We start from the raw sequence: 17375 nt of genomic DNA on the forward strand, positions 1-17375 counted from the left end.
TAAATTGGCAAAGTGGTCAGGATTTATTTGGTGCGTTTCAGGTGTGCGTGCGCAATTGTGGTGCGTTTCAGCTGGGGGGCTTGCCCAGGCCCTGCCAGTGCTTGCCGCCGACCATGATGAAGCGTAACTGCTGAATGACCTTGGCCTCGGCTGTGAGATGCGCAGGCAGGGTTTCAGCGGGCGGATCGATCAGTTCGGGCAGGGTGGCGAATACTGTCTTGACCACCAGATCCGACACCACGTCGAGCGCCGCGTCGTCGAGGTGCGGCATGCGGTTCATCAGCTTGAGGTCGGCTGCCAGATCGCTGGTGATGCGTTCGCGCAGGGCGGCAATGGCCTGGCGCACCGGCTTCGAACCGCCGTATTGCTCGCGTGCGAGGAAGAGGAACTGGCCGTGGTTGGCGGCGACCTCGGCGAGGAAGATGCGCACCGAGGCGTCGATCATGCCGCGCATCTCGAACTCGTGGCGGCGCACCTGGCGAATCGCTGCGCGGAAGGTCTCGCCGACTTCCGCCACCAGCGCCAGGCCCAGTTCGTCCATGTCGGCGAAGTGGCGATAGAAGCCGGTCGGCACGATACCGGCGACGCGCGTCACTTCACGCAGGCTCAGGCTGCCAAAACCGCGGCCACTCTCCATCAGGGTGAGGGCGGCGTCCATCAGGGACTGGCGGGTCTGCTGCTTCTGTTCGGAGCGTGGCGTCATGCGAAATCGGGTCATTGAGTGAAGGCGCACTCTAGCAAATGCGGGTGGAGAGCGTCGAACCACATCATGCATTTCAGTGTACGACTGTTGACTGAGTGGCGAGTGCCTGCGAGCATTGTGAACAGTTGTTCACTGGAAACTCACGATGGCCCTGCTTCCCCTGTCTCTCGCTCGTCGTCTCGGCGCTTCGCTGCAGCCTTTGCGCTATCTGTGCGGTAATGGCTGGCTGCGCGAGGCCGATGTCGATCTCGTCCTGCGCTTTATCCATCTCGCTCTGCGCCTGAATCGGGTTCTGGCACGTGTCGAGGCGCGGCGCTGGGTCGCCGAAGACATGCTGGCGCTGACTCTGCGCTGCAATGGCAATGCCCGTGGCTGGCGCGCCGGACAACATGTGCAGCTCTATCTGGAGCTCGATGGCGTACGCCATGGGCGCAGTTACAGCCTGACTGCAGTGAAGCCCGATGGTCGTATCGAGCTGGCGATCAAGCGCCATCCCGGCGGCCGTATGTCCAATACCTTGCTCGACCGCCTCGAGGTGGGCCAGGTACTGGAGTTGACTGAGGCCTTTGGCGAGCTGCACTGGCCGAACGATGCCCGGCCAGTGTTGCTGGTCGCTGCCGGTAGCGGCATCACACCGCTGCTTGGCTTGCTGCGCGATGCCCTGGCGCGTGGTTTCAGTGCGCCGGTGACGTTGCTGCATCAGGTGCGCTATCGCGCTCAGCGGGCCTATGCCGAGGAGTTGCAGGCGCTGGCCGAGCGTCATCCCAACCTGCAACTGCGCTGGGCATTGAGTGGCGAGGCGGACGGTCGGCTCAATGAGGCAAAACTGGCCGAGTTGCCAGGTGTGCATCTGCTTGGCTGCGGCCCGAGTGGGTTCGTCGCGCAATTGCGTCAGTGGTGGCTGGCCAGCGAGCGTGGCGGCAGCCTGCAACTGGAAAGCTTCACCCCGCTACGCGCGGAGCCTGTCGAAGCGGGCGGTGAGGTTCGTCTTGGTTTCGCTCGCAGCCGCCAGCAGGTTTTGGGCAGCAGCGCCTTGAGTCTGCTGGAGCAAGCCGAGGCCAACGGCCTGCGTCCTGCGCATGGTTGTCGGCAGGGTATCTGCGCCAGCTGCACCTGCACGCTGCTGGCCGGCACCGTGCGCGATCTGCGCAGCGGCGCGTTGTTTGCCGAGCCAGGGCAGCCCATTCGTTTATGCGTCAGCGCCCCGCATGGGGATGTGGAGATCGACCTGTGAATACCCGTCCTGATCGCGAGTTGAATGCCGCCGAGCTCGACGCATTCGGTAGAGAGCTGGACGCGCTGCGCCAGCGCACTCTGGACGACCTGGGCGAGGCCGATGCCCGTTACATCCGGCGCGTGCGAGGTGTTGTGCGGCTGTGCTGCTGGAGTGGTCGTGCGCTGTTGATGCTGGGCTGGTTCCCGCCAACCTGGCTGCTTGGCACCTTGCTGCTGGGGCTGGGCAAGATCCTCGAGAACATGGAGCTGGGCCATAACGTGATGCATGGCCAGTACGACTGGATGAACGACCCGGAATTCACCGGGCGCCAGTATGAGTGGGACATCGTTGGGCCGGCCGATTTCTGGCGGCACACCCACAACCACATCCATCACACCTACACCAATGTGCTGGGTATGGATGACGACGTTGGTTATGGCGTGGTGCGGTTGTTCCCGGAGCAGCGCTGGAAACCCTTCTATCGCTGGCAGCCGCTGTGGGTGACGATTCAGGCGCTGCTGTTTCAGTACGCCGTGGCGATCCAGCATCTGCGTCTGGACAAGCTGGTCAAGGGACGGATCAGCAAGGAGGAGGTACGGCCACTGGCGCGTCAGTTCGGCGCCAAACTGGCGCGGCAATGGGTGAAGGATTACCTGGTTTTTCCGTTGCTCGCCTTGCTCCTCGGTGCCAATGCGCTGGCCGTGCTGACCGGTAATCTGGTGGCTAACCTGCTGCGCAACCTGTGGACTTTTCTGGTGATCTTCTGCGGGCATTTCACCGAGAAGGCGGCGGTGTTTGCGCCCGAAATTCTCGAGGGGGAAACGCGTGGGCACTGGTACCTGCGCCAGTTGCGCGGTTCGAGCAACCTTTCTGGCGGGCCGTTGCTGCATGTTCTCACCGGCAACCTCAGCCATCAGATCGAGCATCACCTGTTCCCCGATCTACCGGCGCGGCGTTATGCCGAACTGGCGCGCGAGGTGCGCTTGATTGCCGAGCGCTATGGTCAGCATTACAACTGCGGAACATTACGGGGTCAGTTCTGGACGGTGCTGCGGCGGATCTGGATCTATCGTTTACCGGTTGCTGGGTAACAGAAATGAAAAAGCCCAGCTCGTGCTGGGCTTTGGAGATTGGTCTGGCTTCAGACCACTTTGTTACGCTCGATCATGCGCTCGATGACACGATCAGAACCGCCGTCGGCGACGAGGTTGGCGTTGTTGCGCTCGATCATGCGTTCGATGACGCGGTCGGAACCGCCATCGGCGACGACGTTGCTCTTGTTACGGTCGATCATGCGATCGATGACGCGATCAGAACCACCGTCAGCAACCAGGCTGGCATTGTTGCGCTCGATCATGCGTTCGATAACGCGGTCGGAACCGCCATCGGCGACGACATTGCTCTTGTTGCGGTCGATCATGCGATCGATGACACGGTCAGAACCGCCGTCAGCAACGAGGTTGGCGTTGTTGCGCTCGATCATGCGTTCGATAACGCGGTCGGAGCCGCCATCAGCGACGACGTTGCTCTTGTTACGGTCGATCATGCGATCGATGACGCGGTCAGAACCACCATCGGCCACGACATTGCTCTTGTTGCGGTCGATCATGCGTTCGATGACACGGTCGGAACCGCGATCTGCAACAGTGCTAAGGATGCTGGATTGCTGGCTGTTGTCTTTGGCCTCACCAGCCAGAGGTGCCGGTGCGCTACTTGGCAGCGCGAAAGCGCTGGTGGTCAGGATGCTCAGGGCCAGGGCGGTCAGGGTCAGTTTGGTTTTCATGTCGGTGTCTCCCGTGTGGGGTAAGAAGTGGCTACGGGATCAATTGTTGAAGACCTGGGCCCAGATAAGAACTTGACTGACCTGATAGTGAACATCGATGCCCTCAATACTTGATTGGAAGGCTCTAGGACGTGGCTTCTGGTGCGCCATCAAGTACGCGTCGGAGAGTTCTCATGGTGTCGCGCAGGGGCTCGGGCGCGCGTATGCTTGGCGACTTTTGATGGGGCGTCATCGATCCGTGCCCTTTTTGCAGTACACCGGAGGCTGGTTCACCGATGCTCGCGGCACAGGCAATTCTGCCGATTTTCGCTCTGATCGTTCTCGGCTACCTGCTGGGTTGGCGCCAGTGGCTCACGGCTGAGTCGGCGTCGGGGCTGGCCAACATCACCTTCAAACTGTTCATGCCGACGCTGCTGTTCGCCGGCATCGCCAAGGCTTCGCTGGCCGAAGGCCTTTCGCCGATGTTGCTGTTGGCCTACTACCTGCCGGTGCTGCTGGTATTCACTCTGGTCAATGTGCTGGCCCACTGGCGTCGTGGCAGCGCTTCCCCGCTGGGGCTGGTCGCGGCGTTCTCCAACAACGTGCTGGTGGGCATTCCGCTGATCGCCAGCCTGATGGGCAGCGATGGGCTGGTCTATGTCTTTGCCATCCTGATGCTGCACAGCCTGACGCTGTTTTCCCTGCACAGTTTCTATGCCGCCTTCGGCAGCCAGGAGCGCGTCGATGGCCGCGCGCTGCTGAAGAACCTGGCCAACCCGATGATCATCGGTCTGTTACTGGGCGCGCTGCTCAATATCTCTGGGCTGGTGGTGCCGGACAGTCTCTGGCGTGTGGTCACCTGGCTGGGACAAGCGGCCTTGCCCTGTGCACTGATCGTGCTCGGCGCAAGTCTGTCGCGCTATCGCCTGCGTCCGACGACGGAGGCCTGGGGGCTGACCTTCGCCAAGTTGGCGCTATTCCCGACCATGGTCTGGCTGCTGAGCGGTCTGCTGCCAGGTTTGAACGACTCGGCGCGTACGGTGCTGGTGCTGCTGGCAGCCTGCCCCAGTGGCGTCAACGTCATGGCGTTCTGCCGTACGGCCGAGGACAACCGCAGCGTCAGCGCCGCGATCTCGCTGTCGACCCTGCTGTCGGCGGTGACGCTGCCGTTGTGGATGATGGTGATGGGAATCTGAAGGTCGTGCTCTCCGACCTTGACCGCGGGGGAGGGCTCAGCCTTTGACGATCTGGCTGAAGCGCAGCAGATAACCATCCGGATCCTGCAGCATGAATTGGCGCACGTTCAGCAATTGAGCCCCTGCCTGGTAAGACACGTCTTCCAGCGGCAGTCTCAGGCGTTGGTCTGAGGACAGCAGCCGCTGGTGCAGCCGTTCAATGTCATCCACGGTTATCTGCAGATTAATGCCCCTGCCCAATGGTGCATCGAGTGGGCCGACGACCCAGGGATCATCGTTGTCCTGGTTGTCGGCAATCTGCTCCAGCATGAGCGCCGCCTCTCCCAGGCCAATCGCGACGAACCCCTGCTCTACACGCTCGAACAGAACCTTGAAGCCCAGCAAGTCGCAATAAAAGCCAAGGCTGGTGGACAGGTTGTGCACCAGTAATTCCGGGGTCAGTGCAGGCAAGGGCCGGAACATGGCTTTATTCGTCAGCCTGAGCTGCTTTCAGCGCTTCGAGCGACGGCGCGGCGTAGATTCCCACCTCGACCGCCAGCTCCATCACCCGTTGCAGGTCGTTGGCATACACCAGCACGGCTTGTAGCTCGTCATCCAGTGGCTCGCTTAGATCCACCAGTACATAGCCGCCGGTTTCCGGTGACAGCGCCGAGAGCTGTACCTGGATACGATTGAGCGCCTTGAGCGGTTCGGTCTTGGCCAGTTGCTTGGGCTTGAGCACGAACTGCACCTGTGGGCCGAAGGACTCGGTGATGCGCTGGAACAGCTCTTCATAGCTATCGGCCTGGAACAGCACAGTCTCCGGCAGGCTGCCGATCACTACCCATTCGCCCAGAGGGATGGGGAAGTCATCGTCATAGTTGATGTCCGGATTGGCAGCCAGGAAGGCCGCTGGGTCGGCATAGGCCTGTGCGGCCTCGTCAGCGATGCGCGCAATCTCGTCCTCGGGCAGACAGCCGGAGCTTATCTTGGCGATCAGTTCTTCCAGCTGGGCTTTCATCTCGCTATTCCTCGGTTGGTAAGTTGGGGACAAAGCGTAACAGGCGTGAATGAATACGATCTCGCGAGCTAGAGCCCTGCAAGGCGAAAGTAAGCGAGGAAGCGGAGTGTACTTAAGTACATGAGCATTCCGAGCTTACTTTCAACGCCGCAGGGCCGACGCGCAGCAGATCGTTAGCCGTAGCGTTTCTTGGCTTCGATAGCCAGGCCGCTACCAATGCTGCCGAAGGTGTTGCCTTCCACGCTGCGCGCATTCGGCAGCATGGCCGCCACGCTCTGGCGCAGCGCGGGTACGCCGCTGGAGCCGCCGGTGAAGAACAGGGTGTCGACCTGGTCGGCACTGATACCGGCATCGGCGAGTAGCTGATTCAGGCTGGCGCGGATGCGTTCGAGCAGTGGCTCGATGGCGTTTTCGAACAAGGGACGGGTCAGCTCGGCAACCAGGCCCGGCTCGACGCGCGACAGATCGATAGGGCGTGCGTCCTCTTCGCTGAGGGCGATTTTGCTTTCTTCCACCTGCATCGCCAGCCAGTGTCCGGCGCGTTGTTCGATCAGGCCGAACAGGCGGTCGATGCCGGTGGCATCGACGATGTCATAGCGCATGTTCTGCAGCGCGAGCTGGGTCTTCTGCGCGTACAGCGCATTGATGGTGTGCCAGGTCGCCAGGTTGAGGTGGTAGCTGGTGGGCATGAAGGCATCGCTCTTCATCCGGCTGCCATAGCCGAACAGCGGCATGACGCCTGCCAGCGACAGTTGTTTGTCGAAGTCGGTACCGCCGATGTGCACGCCGCCGGTGGCGAGAATATCGCCCTGGCGTTCGGCCAGGTGATGGCGCTCTGGGGCCAGGCGTACCAGGGAGAAGTCGGAGGTACCACCGCCGATATCGACGATCAGCACCAGCTCCTCACGATCCAGGCCCGACTCGTAGTCGAAGGCGGCAGCAATGGGCTCGTACTGGAACGATACGTCCTTGAAACCGAGCTTGTGTGCCACGGCGACCAGAGTGTTCTGCGCTTCCTGGTCGGCCACCGGATCGTCGTCGACGAAGAATACCGGGCGGCCCAGCACGACTTCTTCGAAGGCCCGTTCGGCTTGGGCTTCGGCACGCTTCTTCAGCTCGCCGATGAAGAAACCGAGCAGATCCTTGAACGGCAGGGCGCTGCCGAGCACGGTGGTTTCGCTTTTCAGCAGCTTGGAGCCCAGCAGGCTTTTCAGCGAGCGCATCAGGCGGCCTTCGTAGCCTTCCAGATACTCGTGCAAGGCCAGGCGACCATAGACCGGGCGGCGCTCTTCGGTATTGAAGAAGATCACCGAGGGCAGGGTTATCTTGCCGTCTTCGAGTACCAGCAGACTGTCCTCGCCGGGGCGCAACCAGCCGACGGTGGAGTTGGAGGTGCCGAAGTCGATGCCGCAGGCGCGGGCGGGAGTGGAAAAGGACATGATGCAGGCCGCCAGAAAAATTACCGGGAAGAATGAAGACGTCGCATCGCGACGACCCGGAAGGTGACGGCCTGTTACAGGAGGCCGACAAAAACGGCCGCGTATTCTATGTCAGAGCGACGGTTTGCGCCGCTCTTTCGCGCAGGGTCAGGATGGCAGGTCGATGTTCTCTTCGCGCTTCTGTTTCCACTGCGACCATTCGAAACCCAGTACCACCAGCAGTGACAGGGCGAAGGGCAGCAGCAGGTAGAAGACGCGGAACACGATCAGTGCGGCGAGTACGTCGGCTGCGGGAATTTCCGGCAGGGCGGCGAGGAAGGTCACTTCCAGTACGCCAAGCCCGCCCGGTGCATGCGACAACAGAGCCAGGGAGAAGGAAGCGAGGAACACGCCGAGCACCACCAGATAACCGGGATGATTATCGGCCGGCAGGGCGAAATAGATGATCGCCGCCGCGCACAGCAGCTCCAGCGGGCCTGCCAGCAACTGGCGGCCAACGATGGGCAGGCGTGGGTATTCGACATGCAGCTTGCCCAGTGTCCAGGGCTTGAACTGGCGCCAGGAACCGAGCACGTAGAGGGCGACCAGTGTCAGCAGGGTCGAACCGATGATCATGGAAATCAGCGGTGTGACGTCGACCACGCGGTGGATCAGGTCGGGTTGGGCGATCAGCACGCAGCCGCTGGCGAAGATGGTGCCGAGCGCGAAGGTGAAGGAGCAGAACACGATCAGGATGCCGATTTCCTGCGGTGTCAGACCTTTGGTGCGGTAGGCCCGGTAACGCACCACGGCACCGGAAAACACCGAGGCACCGATATTGTGGGCCAGGGCATAGGTGGTGAAGGAGCAGAGCGTGATGAAGCGCCAGGAGATCTTGCGGCCCAGGTGGGCGACGGCGATGCGGTCGTACCAGGCCAGGGCCCAATAAGCACCGAGCGTGGCGCCTGCTGCCAGCAACCAATTGGTGTGGCTGATCGCGCGCAGGCTGTCAGCAATCTCGTCGAGGGAGATGTTGCGCAATTCGCGGTAGAGCAGGAAGCAGGACAGCACTACGGCGCCAAGACCAATCAGCGACCAGATCAGATCGCTGCGTTTCAGTTTGGGTTTGGCTTCAACAACGGACACTGCAACTCCTCACTCGATAGGCCCATGAGGCGGTGAAGACGGGCCGTACGCCCCTATCGAGGCTACTGTTCATCGGCTTTGTGGGCCGGTTATGCGGGCGCGCGGACGTGTCATGCCCGCTCAGCGCGCTGCGCAGTATCACGGAGGCGCGGCAGATGCTCAACCGCTATGCGCATTTGCGGCGTTACCGAGTATGTCCTCGCGGGGGGTGTGGATATCCGCGAGCGAGTCATCGGCTCAGATCCAGGCCAGGGTGATGGCGGCCAGTACGGCGTAGCGCGCGGCCTTGGCCAGGGTGACGATCAGCAGAAAACGCCACAGCGGTTCGCGCATCACACCGGCCACAAGGGTGAGTGGATCGCCGATCACTGGCATCCAGCTTAGCAGCAGTGACCAACGGCCATAGCGGGCATACCAGGTCTGCGCCTGTTGCAGGCGCGCGTCGCTGACCGGAAACCAGCGCCGCTGACGATAGTGTTCGAGGGAGCGCCCGAGCAGCCAATTGACCCAGGAACCCAGCACGTTGCCAGCGGTGGCAACCGTGAGCAGCGCCCAGGTGGCATGAGCGCCGCCGAGCAGCAGCGCCACCAGCACCGCCTCCGATTGCAGCGGCAGCAGGGTGGCGGCGAAGAAGGCAGAAAGGAACAGGCCCAGATAGGCGGAAGCGGCCAGCATGGGATCAGCCGGTTAGGACTGGCGCTCCTGGGGATTGGCCATGATCTCTTCCAGGCTGAGCCCGGTCAGGCCGTTAATGGTTTTCCACAGGTAGTAGAAGATGGTCATCAGCATGATCATCGATGGAATGGCGATCATCGGATAACTGAGCAGGGTCATGCGCCCGAGTTCGTCGTTGAAGGCCTCGGTACCGGCCGGGCTGATCACGATCCATTTGGCCAGCACGTAGTTCATGAACGAGGAAAAGAAGAAGGTACCGCTGAGCCAGTAGGTGGCGCGCATCAGCCGTGTCTCGAAGTGCTCGACATGGCCGCCCTGTTCCAGGCGCTCGTGAATCTTGTCGACATTGAGCACCGATTTGTTGAACAGCAGGGTGCGAATCAGCGGATAGCGGGTGCGAGTCGAGACCAGCACGGCGATGCCGATCAGGCCAGGGATCAGCGCTTCCTTGACCGCCAGCCACTGGGTATCGAGCTTGAGCAGACCGATGCCGCCGGTCAGTGCGACGCTGATCAGGCCGAGCAGGGCGATGAAGTTGAATTTGCGGTACTTGATCAATTCGAACGCGCCCCAGGCCAGGGGGAAGGCCAGCGCCAGGATCAGCGCGCCGTCGGCACCCAGGCGGTGTTCGCCACTGAGCTTCATCAGGATGAAGGAGGGAATCAGGATGCTGATGGCCAGATCGATCAGAGGACGGGGCTTGTGCGTCGGGGTACGGCTGTCTGTAGTGGCGGTCATAGCGGCTGGAGTCTGCGTAGGAGGCCAGATGATCGCCTGCCTGGCGCGACAGAGCTAGCCCGACCGTCGGCATCGAGTGTGAAAAAGTATGAGTCGACAGCTTGGCGACAGGCGTCATGGTCTTGTGGGGTGATGCTAAAGTGATGGCGTGGGTTGGGAGTTCAGCATGCCAAGAGTCACCTCCTTGTTCTGTCTGCTGCTGGGCGTGGCTGCGTTGTCGCCAGTGCCGAGCTGGGCGCGTGACTGTGTGGGTTTGGTGCCGGCTGGCGCTTCGGCGTTCTGGACTGAGCTGGAAGCTGGCGCGCGTCGGGCTGTGGAAGAACTCGAGTTGGATCTATACACCCGCGGCCCCAGCCAGGAGGGTGGCGTCGAGGTGCAGTTGCAACTGATCGAGCGGATCGTCGCGCGCGGTTGCAAAGCGCTGGTCATCGCGCCAGCTGGTGAGGCTATTGCGGGGCGAGTCGCTGCGTTGCGCGAGCAGGGTATCGCCACGGTTTACGTTGACCGTGATATCGGTGGCGAAGGGGCCTACGCCCTGGTGGCTACCGACAACTTCCTTGCCGGGCAACTGGCCGCAATGCAGTTGGCCGACCTGCTGGGTGGTCGGGGTCGGGTCGCCTTGTTGCGTCTGCGGCAGAATCTGCACTCTACGCAAGAGCGCGAGCGTGGGTTTCTCATGGCAGCCGAGGCCGCTGGTTTGCAGGTGGTATTCGATGCCTACCTGGGCGATGACCGGCAGAGCATCGTCGATGCAATCGGTGAGCGCCTGTCGCAGCTCGATGGTTTGTTCAGCCCCAACGGCACCAGCACTCGCGCCACACTGGCGGCCTTGCGCCAACTGGGCAGGGCTGGACAGCTGAACTTCGTCGGCTTTGATGGCGGTGACCTGTTATTCGAAGCGCTGCAGAAGGGGCAGATTCAGGCGTTGTTGCTGCAGCAACCGCTGGCCATGGGTGAGCAGGCGGTGCGCCTGGCTTACAGGGCTTTGCGCGGTGAACCTGCGGCCTCGCGTTTTGAATTGCTGCTGGAGCCGAAAGTGCTGCGAGGCGCGGATCAGCTTGGGCATGCCGTGCCAGAACGGCCTTGGTGATGGGCGAGCCTGCCGTTTATGATCACTGCCGTGGGCGTCCTGAATGGGCTGTAGGGCGCGCCGTAGACGGTGGCGAGCGATGATCGAGATGTGCAGGGCAGGTGTTCTGTGGCTGCTTTGCAGCCTGAGCATGATCCTGTGTGCCAGCGAGTTGCGTCTGTATACCGAAGACTACCGACCATTCAGTTACCTCGAAGACGGCAAGCCGGGTGGTATGGCTGTGGCCGTGGTCGAGGAGCTGATCCGGCGTACGGGAGATTCCGCACTTATCGAGTTGGTGCCCTGGACGCGTGGCTATCATCAGGTGCGCCAGCAAGCCGATACGGCTCTGTTCGCTACCGTGCGCACGCCGCCGCGCGAGGCTTTGTTCCAGTGGGTCGGGCCGATTGCACGCGGTCAGACGCGCTTCTACAGCCTCAAGGACTCCGCTGTCAGCATCGGCAGTCTGCAGGAGCTGCGACAGGTCGGGGTTCTGGCGGTGCCCAAGCAGTGGTACAGCTACGAGTTGCTGGCCGAGCAGGGGCTGGACAATCTCTATGGCGTACCGACCCCACAGGACATGCTGCGCATGTTTCGCCATGGCCGGGTCAAACTGCTGCTCGCCAACACCCTGACGCTTGACGGCATGCTGGCCGAACAGGGCATGCGCGCCGAACAGCTGCAGGAGCAGTTCGACCTGATGCCCAGTGACTCCTATATCGCCTTCTCTCCCCAGACCGATCCCGAGCGGGTGGCACGCTGGCAGTTGGCATTGCAGCAGATGCGCCAGGACGGCAGCCTGGAACGGCTCTATCGGTACTGGTTTCCGGCTGCCGACGAGCAGACCATTGCCGATTTGCTCAATGTCGATTGAGTTGCCTGCGGATCTCCTCCGTGCTTGCTAGTCTGCAACGGATGGGAGGGGTGGATGACGCGTCAGGTGCTGTGCTCATTGTTGTCCTGCTGCTTGGTTGCGCTGTGTATGCCAGCGCTGGCCGAGTTGCGTTTGTTCACCGAGGATGCACCGCCCATGAGCTTCATGCGCGATGGTGAGTTGAGCGGCCTGTCGGTGGAGGTCGTCAGGGCCCTGCTGGCGCGTACCGGCGACAGCGCCAATATCGAGTTGCTGCCCTGGACGCGTGCGATGCATCTAGCCCAACAGCAGGCCGATACCGCATTGTTTTTCACCGTGCGTACGCCGGAGCGTGAAGACCGGTTCCACTGGGTGGGGCCGATCGTGGTCGGTACTACCAGTTTCTACTCGCTGAAGTCCCGCAGTCTGAATATCGACAGCATGGCGCAGGCAGCTGCCAGCGGGCCGCTGGCGCTGCCCAAGCAGTGGTACACCTTCGAGATTCTCGGTGCCCATGGATTCGACAACCTCTACGGCGTGCCCAACTCCAGGCAGATGATGACCATGCTCAGGCATGGTCGGGTGCAGCTGATTGCCACCGAAGATCTGACGCTGGCTGGCGAGCTGGCCAGTGTCGGGTTGACCCCCGCCGATGTCACCGCGCATGTGCCGTTCATGCATTCGGCCTACTACATCGCCTTCTCGCTGCCCACGTCGGCCGAACGGGTCGCACGTTGGCAGCAGGCGTTGCGCCAGATGCACGAAGACGGCAGCCTGGCCGCCATTCTCCGGCGCTGGCTACCGCAGGCCGAGTTGCCACCGCTGCAGCCATAGCGAGTAATCCGACGGATCGCTAATCTGTGATCTTCCTCCTCGTCGAATTTCCATCATGCCTCGCACGCCACCTTCACTCGATCTTGCCAGCCGCGCCCGCCTCTTCGAGCACCTGGGCGTGATGGAGCGGGCAGGTGTGCCGGTGGAGCAGGCTCTGGCCAGTTTGCAGTTGGGGGCTCGTTACGATCAGGCCCTCAGGCGCCTGCGACAGGCGGTGGCGGGCGGACGTGATCTGGCGAGTTCTGGCCAGTTGAGTGGCGTATTCACGCCACTGGAAACCGCCCTACTGCGCGCAGGTCAGGAGGCCGGAAACCTGGCGCTCGTGCACGAACAACTTGCGCAGCGTTACGCTGCCCAGGCACGGCAAGCCAGCGAGCTCAACGCACGTTTGCTGATGCCGGTCGGCGTGTTGCTTCTGGCGCTGCTGGTCGAGCCGCTCCCCGCGTTGGTCGGTGGTGCGCTTGGGTTGGGTGGATACCTGGCTGCTGTGTTGCTGCCGTTGTTCTGTCTGCTGATCTTGTATGTCGCTGCCCGTAGTCTGTGGCGGCGCTGGCAGCAGCGGCGGGGCGTCGGGCCTGGGTGGATCGATGATCTGCTACTGTCCCTGCCGCTGCTTGGCAGCCTGCAGCGCCGTGCTGATCTGCGTAATTTCTGCGACAGCCTGGGGCTGTTGCTGGAAGCGGGCATGCCGGTGCTCGATGCGTTGCCGCGTGCTTGCAGTACCTTGAGCAATCCTCGTCTGCGGCGGGATTTCGCCAATCTAGCGCCACGGGTCGCAGCCGGCCAGTCGTTGGCACGTGCCTTCGACGCTCTGCCCCTGCAGGGGAAATCCATGCTCGTCGCTGCCCTCAATACCGGCGAGGCGACCGGCCGGCCAGGAGAGGCGCTGCTGCGTTTTGCCCGGATACAGGCGCAGCAGCTGGCCGCGAGCCAGCAATCGCTGGCGATCTGGTTGCCGCGTCTGTTCTACCTGGCGGTGGCCGGGTGGATGGCGCATAGCCTGATCACGGGGGCTGGATTCTTTCCCACGCTGCCCGAGGGCCTGGCTGGCCGATAATTTGCTGGTCATCGATCACGTCGATGAGTTGAAAGCTGGGCGCAAGTGCCTTGCGCTAGCATTCGCCGCGTCTACGCCATTACTAAAAAGAGAAAAAAGCGATTCAACTGACTTTGGAATACGCCCCATGCCCATCCTTCAACGTGCATCCCATCATGAGCTGCGCAGCGCTTTTCGTGCCCTGCTGGCTTCCAACCGCTGTTATCACACCGCTTCGGTTTTCGACCCGATGTCTGCTCGCATTGCTGCCGACCTCGACTTCGAGGTCGGCATCCTCGGCGGCTCCGTCGCCTCACTGCAGGTGCTCGGCGCGCCGGACTTCGCCCTGATCACCCTGAGCGAGTTCGTCGAGCAGGCCGCGCGCATCGGTCGTGTCGCGCGCCTGCCGGTGATCGCCGACGCCGACCACGGCTACGGCAACGCGCTCAACGTGATGCGCACCGTGGTCGAACTGGAGCGCGCCGGCGTCGCCGCGCTGACCATCGAAGACACCCTGCTGCCGGCCCAGTTCGGCCGCAAGTCCACCGACCTGATCTCCATCGAGGAAGGCGTCGGCAAGATCCTCGCGGCACTGGAGGCCCGCGTCGATCCGGATCTGGCGATCATCGCCCGTACCCACGCCGGCGTGCTGGAGGTGGACGAAGTGATCCGCCGCACCCGTGCCTACGAGGCCGCCGGTGCCGACGGCATCTGCCTGGTCGGGGTCAAGGATTTCGCCCACCTGGAGCAGATCGCCGAAGGCCTCAAGGTGCCGCTGATGCTGGTCACCTACGGCAACCCGGAGCTGCGCGACAACGAGCGCCTGGCACGCCTGGGCGTACGCATCGTGGTCAACGGCCATGCCGCCTACTTCGCTGCGATCAAGGCCACCTACGACTGCCTGCGCGAGCAGCGCGGTGCCCAGCCGTGCGACCTCAATGCCACCGAGCTGACCCACAAGTACACCATGCCCGAGGACTACATTCTCTGGGCCAAGGAGTTCATGGAAGTCCGCGAATAGCCTCCCTCGACGTGCAGCACTTGCACTTCGCATTCCCCGGGCGCATATCTGTCCGGTGAGTGCGAGGAGGTTGAGCATGGCCAGTGGTTGGGCGAACGACGACGCGGTACAGGAGCAGATCGACAGCAGCATCGAGGACGCCGTCGCGCGTGCTCGTAGCCAGTTGCCGAAAGGTGAGAGCCTGCGTCGCTGCGAGGAGTGCGATGCGGTCATTCCCGAGGCCCGCCGTCAGGCGATCCCCGGCGTGCGCCTGTGCGTCAACTGTCAGGCCGAGCACGACCGGGAGAACGCCGCTTTCACGGGCTACAACCGTCGCGGCAGCAAGGACAGTCAACTACGTTGACCCGCCTGCGTGGCACCTATCCATGAACTGGCGGTCTAGTGCTACTACGACCGTGACTCAGGAAGAGGTGCCTGTATGACGATTTTCGAAGCCTTGCGCATCAGCCACGATATCCAGCGCGAACTGGCGCAGAAACTGATCGCCACCCGTGGTGACAGCGCCGAGCGCCACGCCTTGTTCTCTCAGCTCAAGCAGGAACTGGCCGTGCATTCGGTGGCCGAAGAGCGGCATTTCTACATCACCCTGATGCAGCAGGATGCAGGTGTCGACCTGTCGCGCCATGCCATTGCCGAGCATCACGAGATGGACGAAATGATCGAGGATCTGGAAGAGACCGACCCCAGCAGTCCGAGCTGGCTGGCGCAAGCCAAAGCGCTGGCGGAGAAGGTCGAGCATCATCTCAAGGAAGAGGAGCGCACCTTCTTTCAGATGGCCGGGAAGCTGCTCAGCGACAAGCAGAAAGAGCGCTTGGCCGGTGACTACCTGAGTGCCTACGACGAGATGAAGCAGGCCTCCTGAATGGGCTAGCCTCAATGACAACGGCGGGTTTCACCCGCCCTACACATGACCCGTAGGGCGGGTGAAACCCGCCAGGTAACTCAGAACAGGAAATAACGCTGTGCCATCGGCAGCACTTCGGCCGGCTCGCACCAGAGCAACTGACCGTCGGCCTTGACCTGGTAGTTCTGCGCATCGACCTCGATGTTCGGCAGGTAGCCGTTATGGATCAGGTCGGTCTTCTGCACCTCGCGGCAGCCTTTGACCACGCCGATTTTCTTCCGCAGGCCGAGCTGCTGCGGCACGCCAGCGTCGAACGCTGCCTGGCTGATGAAGGTGATGCTGGTGGCATGGCGGCTGCCGGCGTAGCTGGCGAACATCGGTCGGTAGTGCACCGGCTGCGGCGTTGGAATCGAGGCGTTGGCGTCGCCCATCAGGCTGGCGGCGATGGCGCCACCCTTGAGGATCAGCGTCGGTTTGACGCCGAAGAAGGCCGGGCGCCAGAGCACCAGGTCGGCCCACTTGCCCACTTCGATGGAGCCCACCTCGTGGCTGATGCCGTGGGTGATCGCCGGGTTGATGGTGTATTTGGCGATGTAGCGCTTGGCGCGGAAGTTGTCGTTGCCGGGCACGTCCTCCGGCAGCGGGCCGCGCTGCTTCTTCATCTTGTCGGCGGTCTGCCAGGTGCGCGTGATCACCTCGCCGACGCGGCCCATGGCCTGGCTGTCGGAGCTGATCATGGAAAACGCGCCGAGGTCGTGGAGGATGTCTTCGGCGGCGATGGTCTCGCGGCGAATACGGCTCTCGGCGAAGGCTACGTCCTCGGCGATGCTCGGGTCGAGGTGGTGGCAGACCATCAGCATGTCCAGGTGCTCGTCGATGGTGTTGCGGGTGAACGGGCGCGTCGGGTTGGTCGAGGACGGCAGCACGTTGGGGAAGCCGCAGGCCTTGATGATGTCCGGCGCGTGACCGCCGCCGGCACCCTCGGTGTGGTAGGTATGAATGGTGCGGCCTTTGAACGCGCCGAGGGTGGTTTCGACGAAGCCGGACTCGTTCAGCGTATCGGTGTGGATCGCAACCTGCACGTCGTACTGATCCGCCACGCTCAGACAGTTGTCGATGGCCGCCGGGGTGGTACCCCAGTCCTCGTGCAGCTTGAGGCCGATGGCACCGGCCTTGACCTGCTCGATCAAGGGCTCGGGCAGCGAGGCGTTGCCCTTGCCGGTGAAGCCCAGGTTCATCGGGAAGGCGTCGGCGGCCTGCAGCATGCGCGCCATGTGCCACGGCCCGGAGGTGCAGGTGGTGGCGTTGGTGCCGGTGGCCGGCCCGGTGCCGCCACCGATCATGGTGGTGACGCCGCTCATCAGTGCCTCTTCGATCTGCTGTGGGCAGATGAAGTGGATATGGGTGTCGATGCCGCCGGCGGTGAGGATCATGCCCTCACCAGCGATCACCTCGGTGCCAGCGCCGATGGCGATGGTCACGTCCGGCTGGATATCCGGGTTGCCGGCCTTGCCGATGGCGGCGATGCGCCCGTCCTTGAGGCCGACGTCGGCCTTGACGATGCCCCAGTGGTCGATGATCAGCGCGTTGGTGATCAGGGTGTCGACCACATCGGCGGCACACAGTTGGCCTTGGCCCATGCCGTCACGGATCACTTTGCCGCCGCCGAATTTCACTTCTTCGCCGTAGGTGGTGAAGTCCTTCTCCACTTCGATCCACAGGTCGGTGTCGGCCAGGCGCACCTTGTCGCCGACGGTGGGGCCGAACATGTCGGCGTAGGCTTGTCTGCTGATCTTCATTGGTTCGTCCCGTAGGGTGCGCCGTGCGCACCGTTGTTATCCGCGTTGCTTGTGGTGCGCATGGC

At 62.5% G+C, this 17375-nt stretch carries 19 protein-coding genes; 10 read left to right on the forward strand and 9 right to left on the reverse strand.

The window, feature by feature from the left end; translation table 11 throughout:
* Positions 1 to 67: 67 nt before the first annotated feature.
* Positions 68 to 703, reverse strand: coding sequence for a TetR family transcriptional regulator (locus HS968_RS03780; protein ID WP_182370212.1), 636 nt, complete (start codon positions 701 to 703; stop codon positions 68 to 70).
* 145 nt (positions 704 to 848) lie between these two features.
* Between HS968_RS03780 and HS968_RS03785 the strand changes: the two genes are divergently transcribed.
* Together HS968_RS03785 and HS968_RS03790 are read left to right on the forward strand one after the other, a co-directional pair.
* Positions 849 to 1937 (forward strand): ferredoxin reductase, encoded by a 1089-nt coding sequence (locus HS968_RS03785; protein WP_182370213.1) that lies wholly within the window; start codon positions 849 to 851, stop codon positions 1935 to 1937.
* A complete protein-coding gene (locus HS968_RS03790; protein ID WP_407681641.1) occupies positions 1934 to 3010 on the forward strand; it encodes a fatty acid desaturase family protein in 1077 nt (358 codons plus the stop codon). Before HS968_RS03785 ends, HS968_RS03790 begins: the two co-directional genes overlap by 4 nt.
* A gap of 50 nt (positions 3011 to 3060) precedes the next feature.
* Here the strand turns inward: HS968_RS03790 and HS968_RS03795 are convergent, their stop codons facing one another.
* Entirely contained in the window at positions 3061 to 3702 is a 642-nt protein-coding gene (locus tag HS968_RS03795) for a DUF4148 domain-containing protein (protein ID WP_182370215.1), read from the reverse strand.
* A gap of 275 nt (positions 3703 to 3977) precedes the next feature.
* Here HS968_RS03795 and HS968_RS03800 point away from each other — a divergent pair, with 275 nt between their 5' ends.
* The gene (locus HS968_RS03800) at positions 3978 to 4877 is read left to right on the forward strand and encodes an AEC family transporter (protein ID WP_182370216.1); all 900 of its coding nucleotides are present in this window, start codon (positions 3978 to 3980) and stop codon (positions 4875 to 4877) included.
* A gap of 36 nt (positions 4878 to 4913) precedes the next feature.
* Here HS968_RS03800 and HS968_RS03805 read toward each other — a convergent pair whose 3' ends face one another.
* From HS968_RS03805 to HS968_RS03830, 6 genes are all read right to left on the reverse strand, one after another.
* Entirely contained in the window at positions 4914 to 5339 is a 426-nt protein-coding gene (locus HS968_RS03805; RefSeq protein ID WP_182370217.1) for a bleomycin resistance protein, read from the reverse strand.
* Between the two features lie 4 nt (positions 5340 to 5343).
* Positions 5344 to 5877: a hypothetical protein gene (locus tag HS968_RS03810; protein WP_182370218.1), complete on the reverse strand. Its 534-nt coding sequence runs from the start codon at positions 5875 to 5877 to the stop codon at positions 5344 to 5346.
* A gap of 173 nt (positions 5878 to 6050) precedes the next feature.
* A complete protein-coding gene (locus tag HS968_RS03815; RefSeq protein WP_182370219.1) occupies positions 6051 to 7316 on the reverse strand; it encodes an Hsp70 family protein in 1266 nt (421 codons plus the stop codon).
* Between the two features lie 147 nt (positions 7317 to 7463).
* A complete protein-coding gene (locus tag HS968_RS03820; protein ID WP_182370220.1) occupies positions 7464 to 8441 on the reverse strand; it encodes a lysylphosphatidylglycerol synthase transmembrane domain-containing protein in 978 nt (325 codons plus the stop codon).
* Between the two features lie 237 nt (positions 8442 to 8678).
* Positions 8679 to 9116 (reverse strand): YqaA family protein, encoded by a 438-nt coding sequence (locus tag HS968_RS03825; protein WP_182370222.1) that lies wholly within the window; start codon positions 9114 to 9116, stop codon positions 8679 to 8681.
* Between the two features lie 12 nt (positions 9117 to 9128).
* Positions 9129 to 9854: a VC0807 family protein gene (locus tag HS968_RS03830; protein ID WP_106737253.1), complete on the reverse strand. Its 726-nt coding sequence runs from the start codon at positions 9852 to 9854 to the stop codon at positions 9129 to 9131.
* Positions 9855 to 10020: 166 nt separating this feature from the next.
* Here HS968_RS03830 and HS968_RS03835 point away from each other — a divergent pair, with 166 nt between their 5' ends.
* From HS968_RS03835 to HS968_RS03865, 7 genes are all read left to right on the forward strand, one after another.
* Positions 10021 to 10944: a substrate-binding domain-containing protein gene (locus HS968_RS03835; RefSeq protein ID WP_182370224.1), complete on the forward strand. Its 924-nt coding sequence runs from the start codon at positions 10021 to 10023 to the stop codon at positions 10942 to 10944.
* A gap of 88 nt (positions 10945 to 11032) precedes the next feature.
* A complete protein-coding gene (locus HS968_RS03840; protein ID WP_238338952.1) occupies positions 11033 to 11797 on the forward strand; it encodes a substrate-binding periplasmic protein in 765 nt (254 codons plus the stop codon).
* A gap of 54 nt (positions 11798 to 11851) precedes the next feature.
* Complete coding sequence (locus HS968_RS03845) at positions 11852 to 12610, forward strand: substrate-binding periplasmic protein (RefSeq protein ID WP_182370227.1); 759 nt, start codon at positions 11852 to 11854, stop codon at positions 12608 to 12610.
* A 55-nt stretch (positions 12611 to 12665) separates the two neighbouring features.
* Positions 12666 to 13667: a type II secretion system F family protein gene (locus tag HS968_RS03850; protein WP_182370228.1), complete on the forward strand. Its 1002-nt coding sequence runs from the start codon at positions 12666 to 12668 to the stop codon at positions 13665 to 13667.
* Between the two features lie 127 nt (positions 13668 to 13794).
* The gene (locus tag HS968_RS03855) at positions 13795 to 14667 is read left to right on the forward strand and encodes an isocitrate lyase/PEP mutase family protein (RefSeq protein ID WP_106737248.1); all 873 of its coding nucleotides are present in this window, start codon (positions 13795 to 13797) and stop codon (positions 14665 to 14667) included.
* A 76-nt stretch (positions 14668 to 14743) separates the two neighbouring features.
* Complete coding sequence (locus HS968_RS03860) at positions 14744 to 15010, forward strand: DksA/TraR family C4-type zinc finger protein (RefSeq protein WP_182370229.1); 267 nt, start codon at positions 14744 to 14746, stop codon at positions 15008 to 15010.
* Positions 15011 to 15085: 75 nt separating this feature from the next.
* Positions 15086 to 15529, forward strand: coding sequence for a hemerythrin domain-containing protein (locus HS968_RS03865; protein WP_182370230.1), 444 nt, complete (start codon positions 15086 to 15088; stop codon positions 15527 to 15529).
* Between the two features lie 80 nt (positions 15530 to 15609).
* Here HS968_RS03865 and ureC read toward each other — a convergent pair whose 3' ends face one another.
* The gene (gene ureC / locus HS968_RS03870; protein ID WP_182370231.1) at positions 15610 to 17310 is read right to left on the reverse strand and encodes an urease subunit alpha; all 1701 of its coding nucleotides are present in this window, start codon (positions 17308 to 17310) and stop codon (positions 15610 to 15612) included.
* Between the last annotated feature and the right edge of the window lie 65 nt (positions 17311 to 17375).

Origin of the sequence: Pseudomonas berkeleyensis (assembly GCF_014109765.1) — a bacterium.
GTDB lineage: Bacteria > Pseudomonadota > Gammaproteobacteria > Pseudomonadales > Pseudomonadaceae > Aquipseudomonas > Aquipseudomonas berkeleyensis.

What these genes read in the sequence shown, in the direction of transcription:
- HS968_RS03795 (WP_182370215.1), bottom strand. Translation starts at nt 3,702, where the DNA reads ATGAAAACCAAACTGACCCTGACCGCCCTGGCCCTGAGCATCCTGACC.
- ureC (WP_182370231.1), bottom strand. Translation starts at nt 17,310, where the DNA reads ATGAAGATCAGCAGACAAGCCTACGCCGACATGTTCGGCCCCACCGTC.
- HS968_RS03850 (WP_182370228.1), top strand. Translation starts at nt 12,666, where the DNA reads ATGCCTCGCACGCCACCTTCACTCGATCTTGCCAGCCGCGCCCGCCTC.
- HS968_RS03830 (WP_106737253.1), bottom strand. Translation starts at nt 9,854, where the DNA reads ATGACCGCCACTACAGACAGCCGTACCCCGACGCACAAGCCCCGTCCT.
- HS968_RS03845 (WP_182370227.1), top strand. Translation starts at nt 11,852, where the DNA reads ATGACGCGTCAGGTGCTGTGCTCATTGTTGTCCTGCTGCTTGGTTGCG.
- HS968_RS03810 (WP_182370218.1), bottom strand. Translation starts at nt 5,877, where the DNA reads ATGAAAGCCCAGCTGGAAGAACTGATCGCCAAGATAAGCTCCGGCTGT.
- HS968_RS03860 (WP_182370229.1), top strand. Translation starts at nt 14,744, where the DNA reads ATGGCCAGTGGTTGGGCGAACGACGACGCGGTACAGGAGCAGATCGAC.
- HS968_RS03855 (WP_106737248.1), top strand. Translation starts at nt 13,795, where the DNA reads ATGCCCATCCTTCAACGTGCATCCCATCATGAGCTGCGCAGCGCTTTT.
- HS968_RS03825 (WP_182370222.1), bottom strand. Translation starts at nt 9,116, where the DNA reads ATGCTGGCCGCTTCCGCCTATCTGGGCCTGTTCCTTTCTGCCTTCTTC.
- HS968_RS03865 (WP_182370230.1), top strand. Translation starts at nt 15,086, where the DNA reads ATGACGATTTTCGAAGCCTTGCGCATCAGCCACGATATCCAGCGCGAA.
- HS968_RS03785 (WP_182370213.1), top strand. Translation starts at nt 849, where the DNA reads ATGGCCCTGCTTCCCCTGTCTCTCGCTCGTCGTCTCGGCGCTTCGCTG.
- HS968_RS03805 (WP_182370217.1), bottom strand. Translation starts at nt 5,339, where the DNA reads ATGTTCCGGCCCTTGCCTGCACTGACCCCGGAATTACTGGTGCACAAC.
- HS968_RS03815 (WP_182370219.1), bottom strand. Translation starts at nt 7,316, where the DNA reads ATGTCCTTTTCCACTCCCGCCCGCGCCTGCGGCATCGACTTCGGCACC.
- HS968_RS03840 (WP_238338952.1), top strand. Translation starts at nt 11,033, where the DNA reads ATGTGCAGGGCAGGTGTTCTGTGGCTGCTTTGCAGCCTGAGCATGATC.
- HS968_RS03835 (WP_182370224.1), top strand. Translation starts at nt 10,021, where the DNA reads ATGCCAAGAGTCACCTCCTTGTTCTGTCTGCTGCTGGGCGTGGCTGCG.
- HS968_RS03780 (WP_182370212.1), bottom strand. Translation starts at nt 703, where the DNA reads ATGACGCCACGCTCCGAACAGAAGCAGCAGACCCGCCAGTCCCTGATG.
- HS968_RS03800 (WP_182370216.1), top strand. Translation starts at nt 3,978, where the DNA reads ATGCTCGCGGCACAGGCAATTCTGCCGATTTTCGCTCTGATCGTTCTC.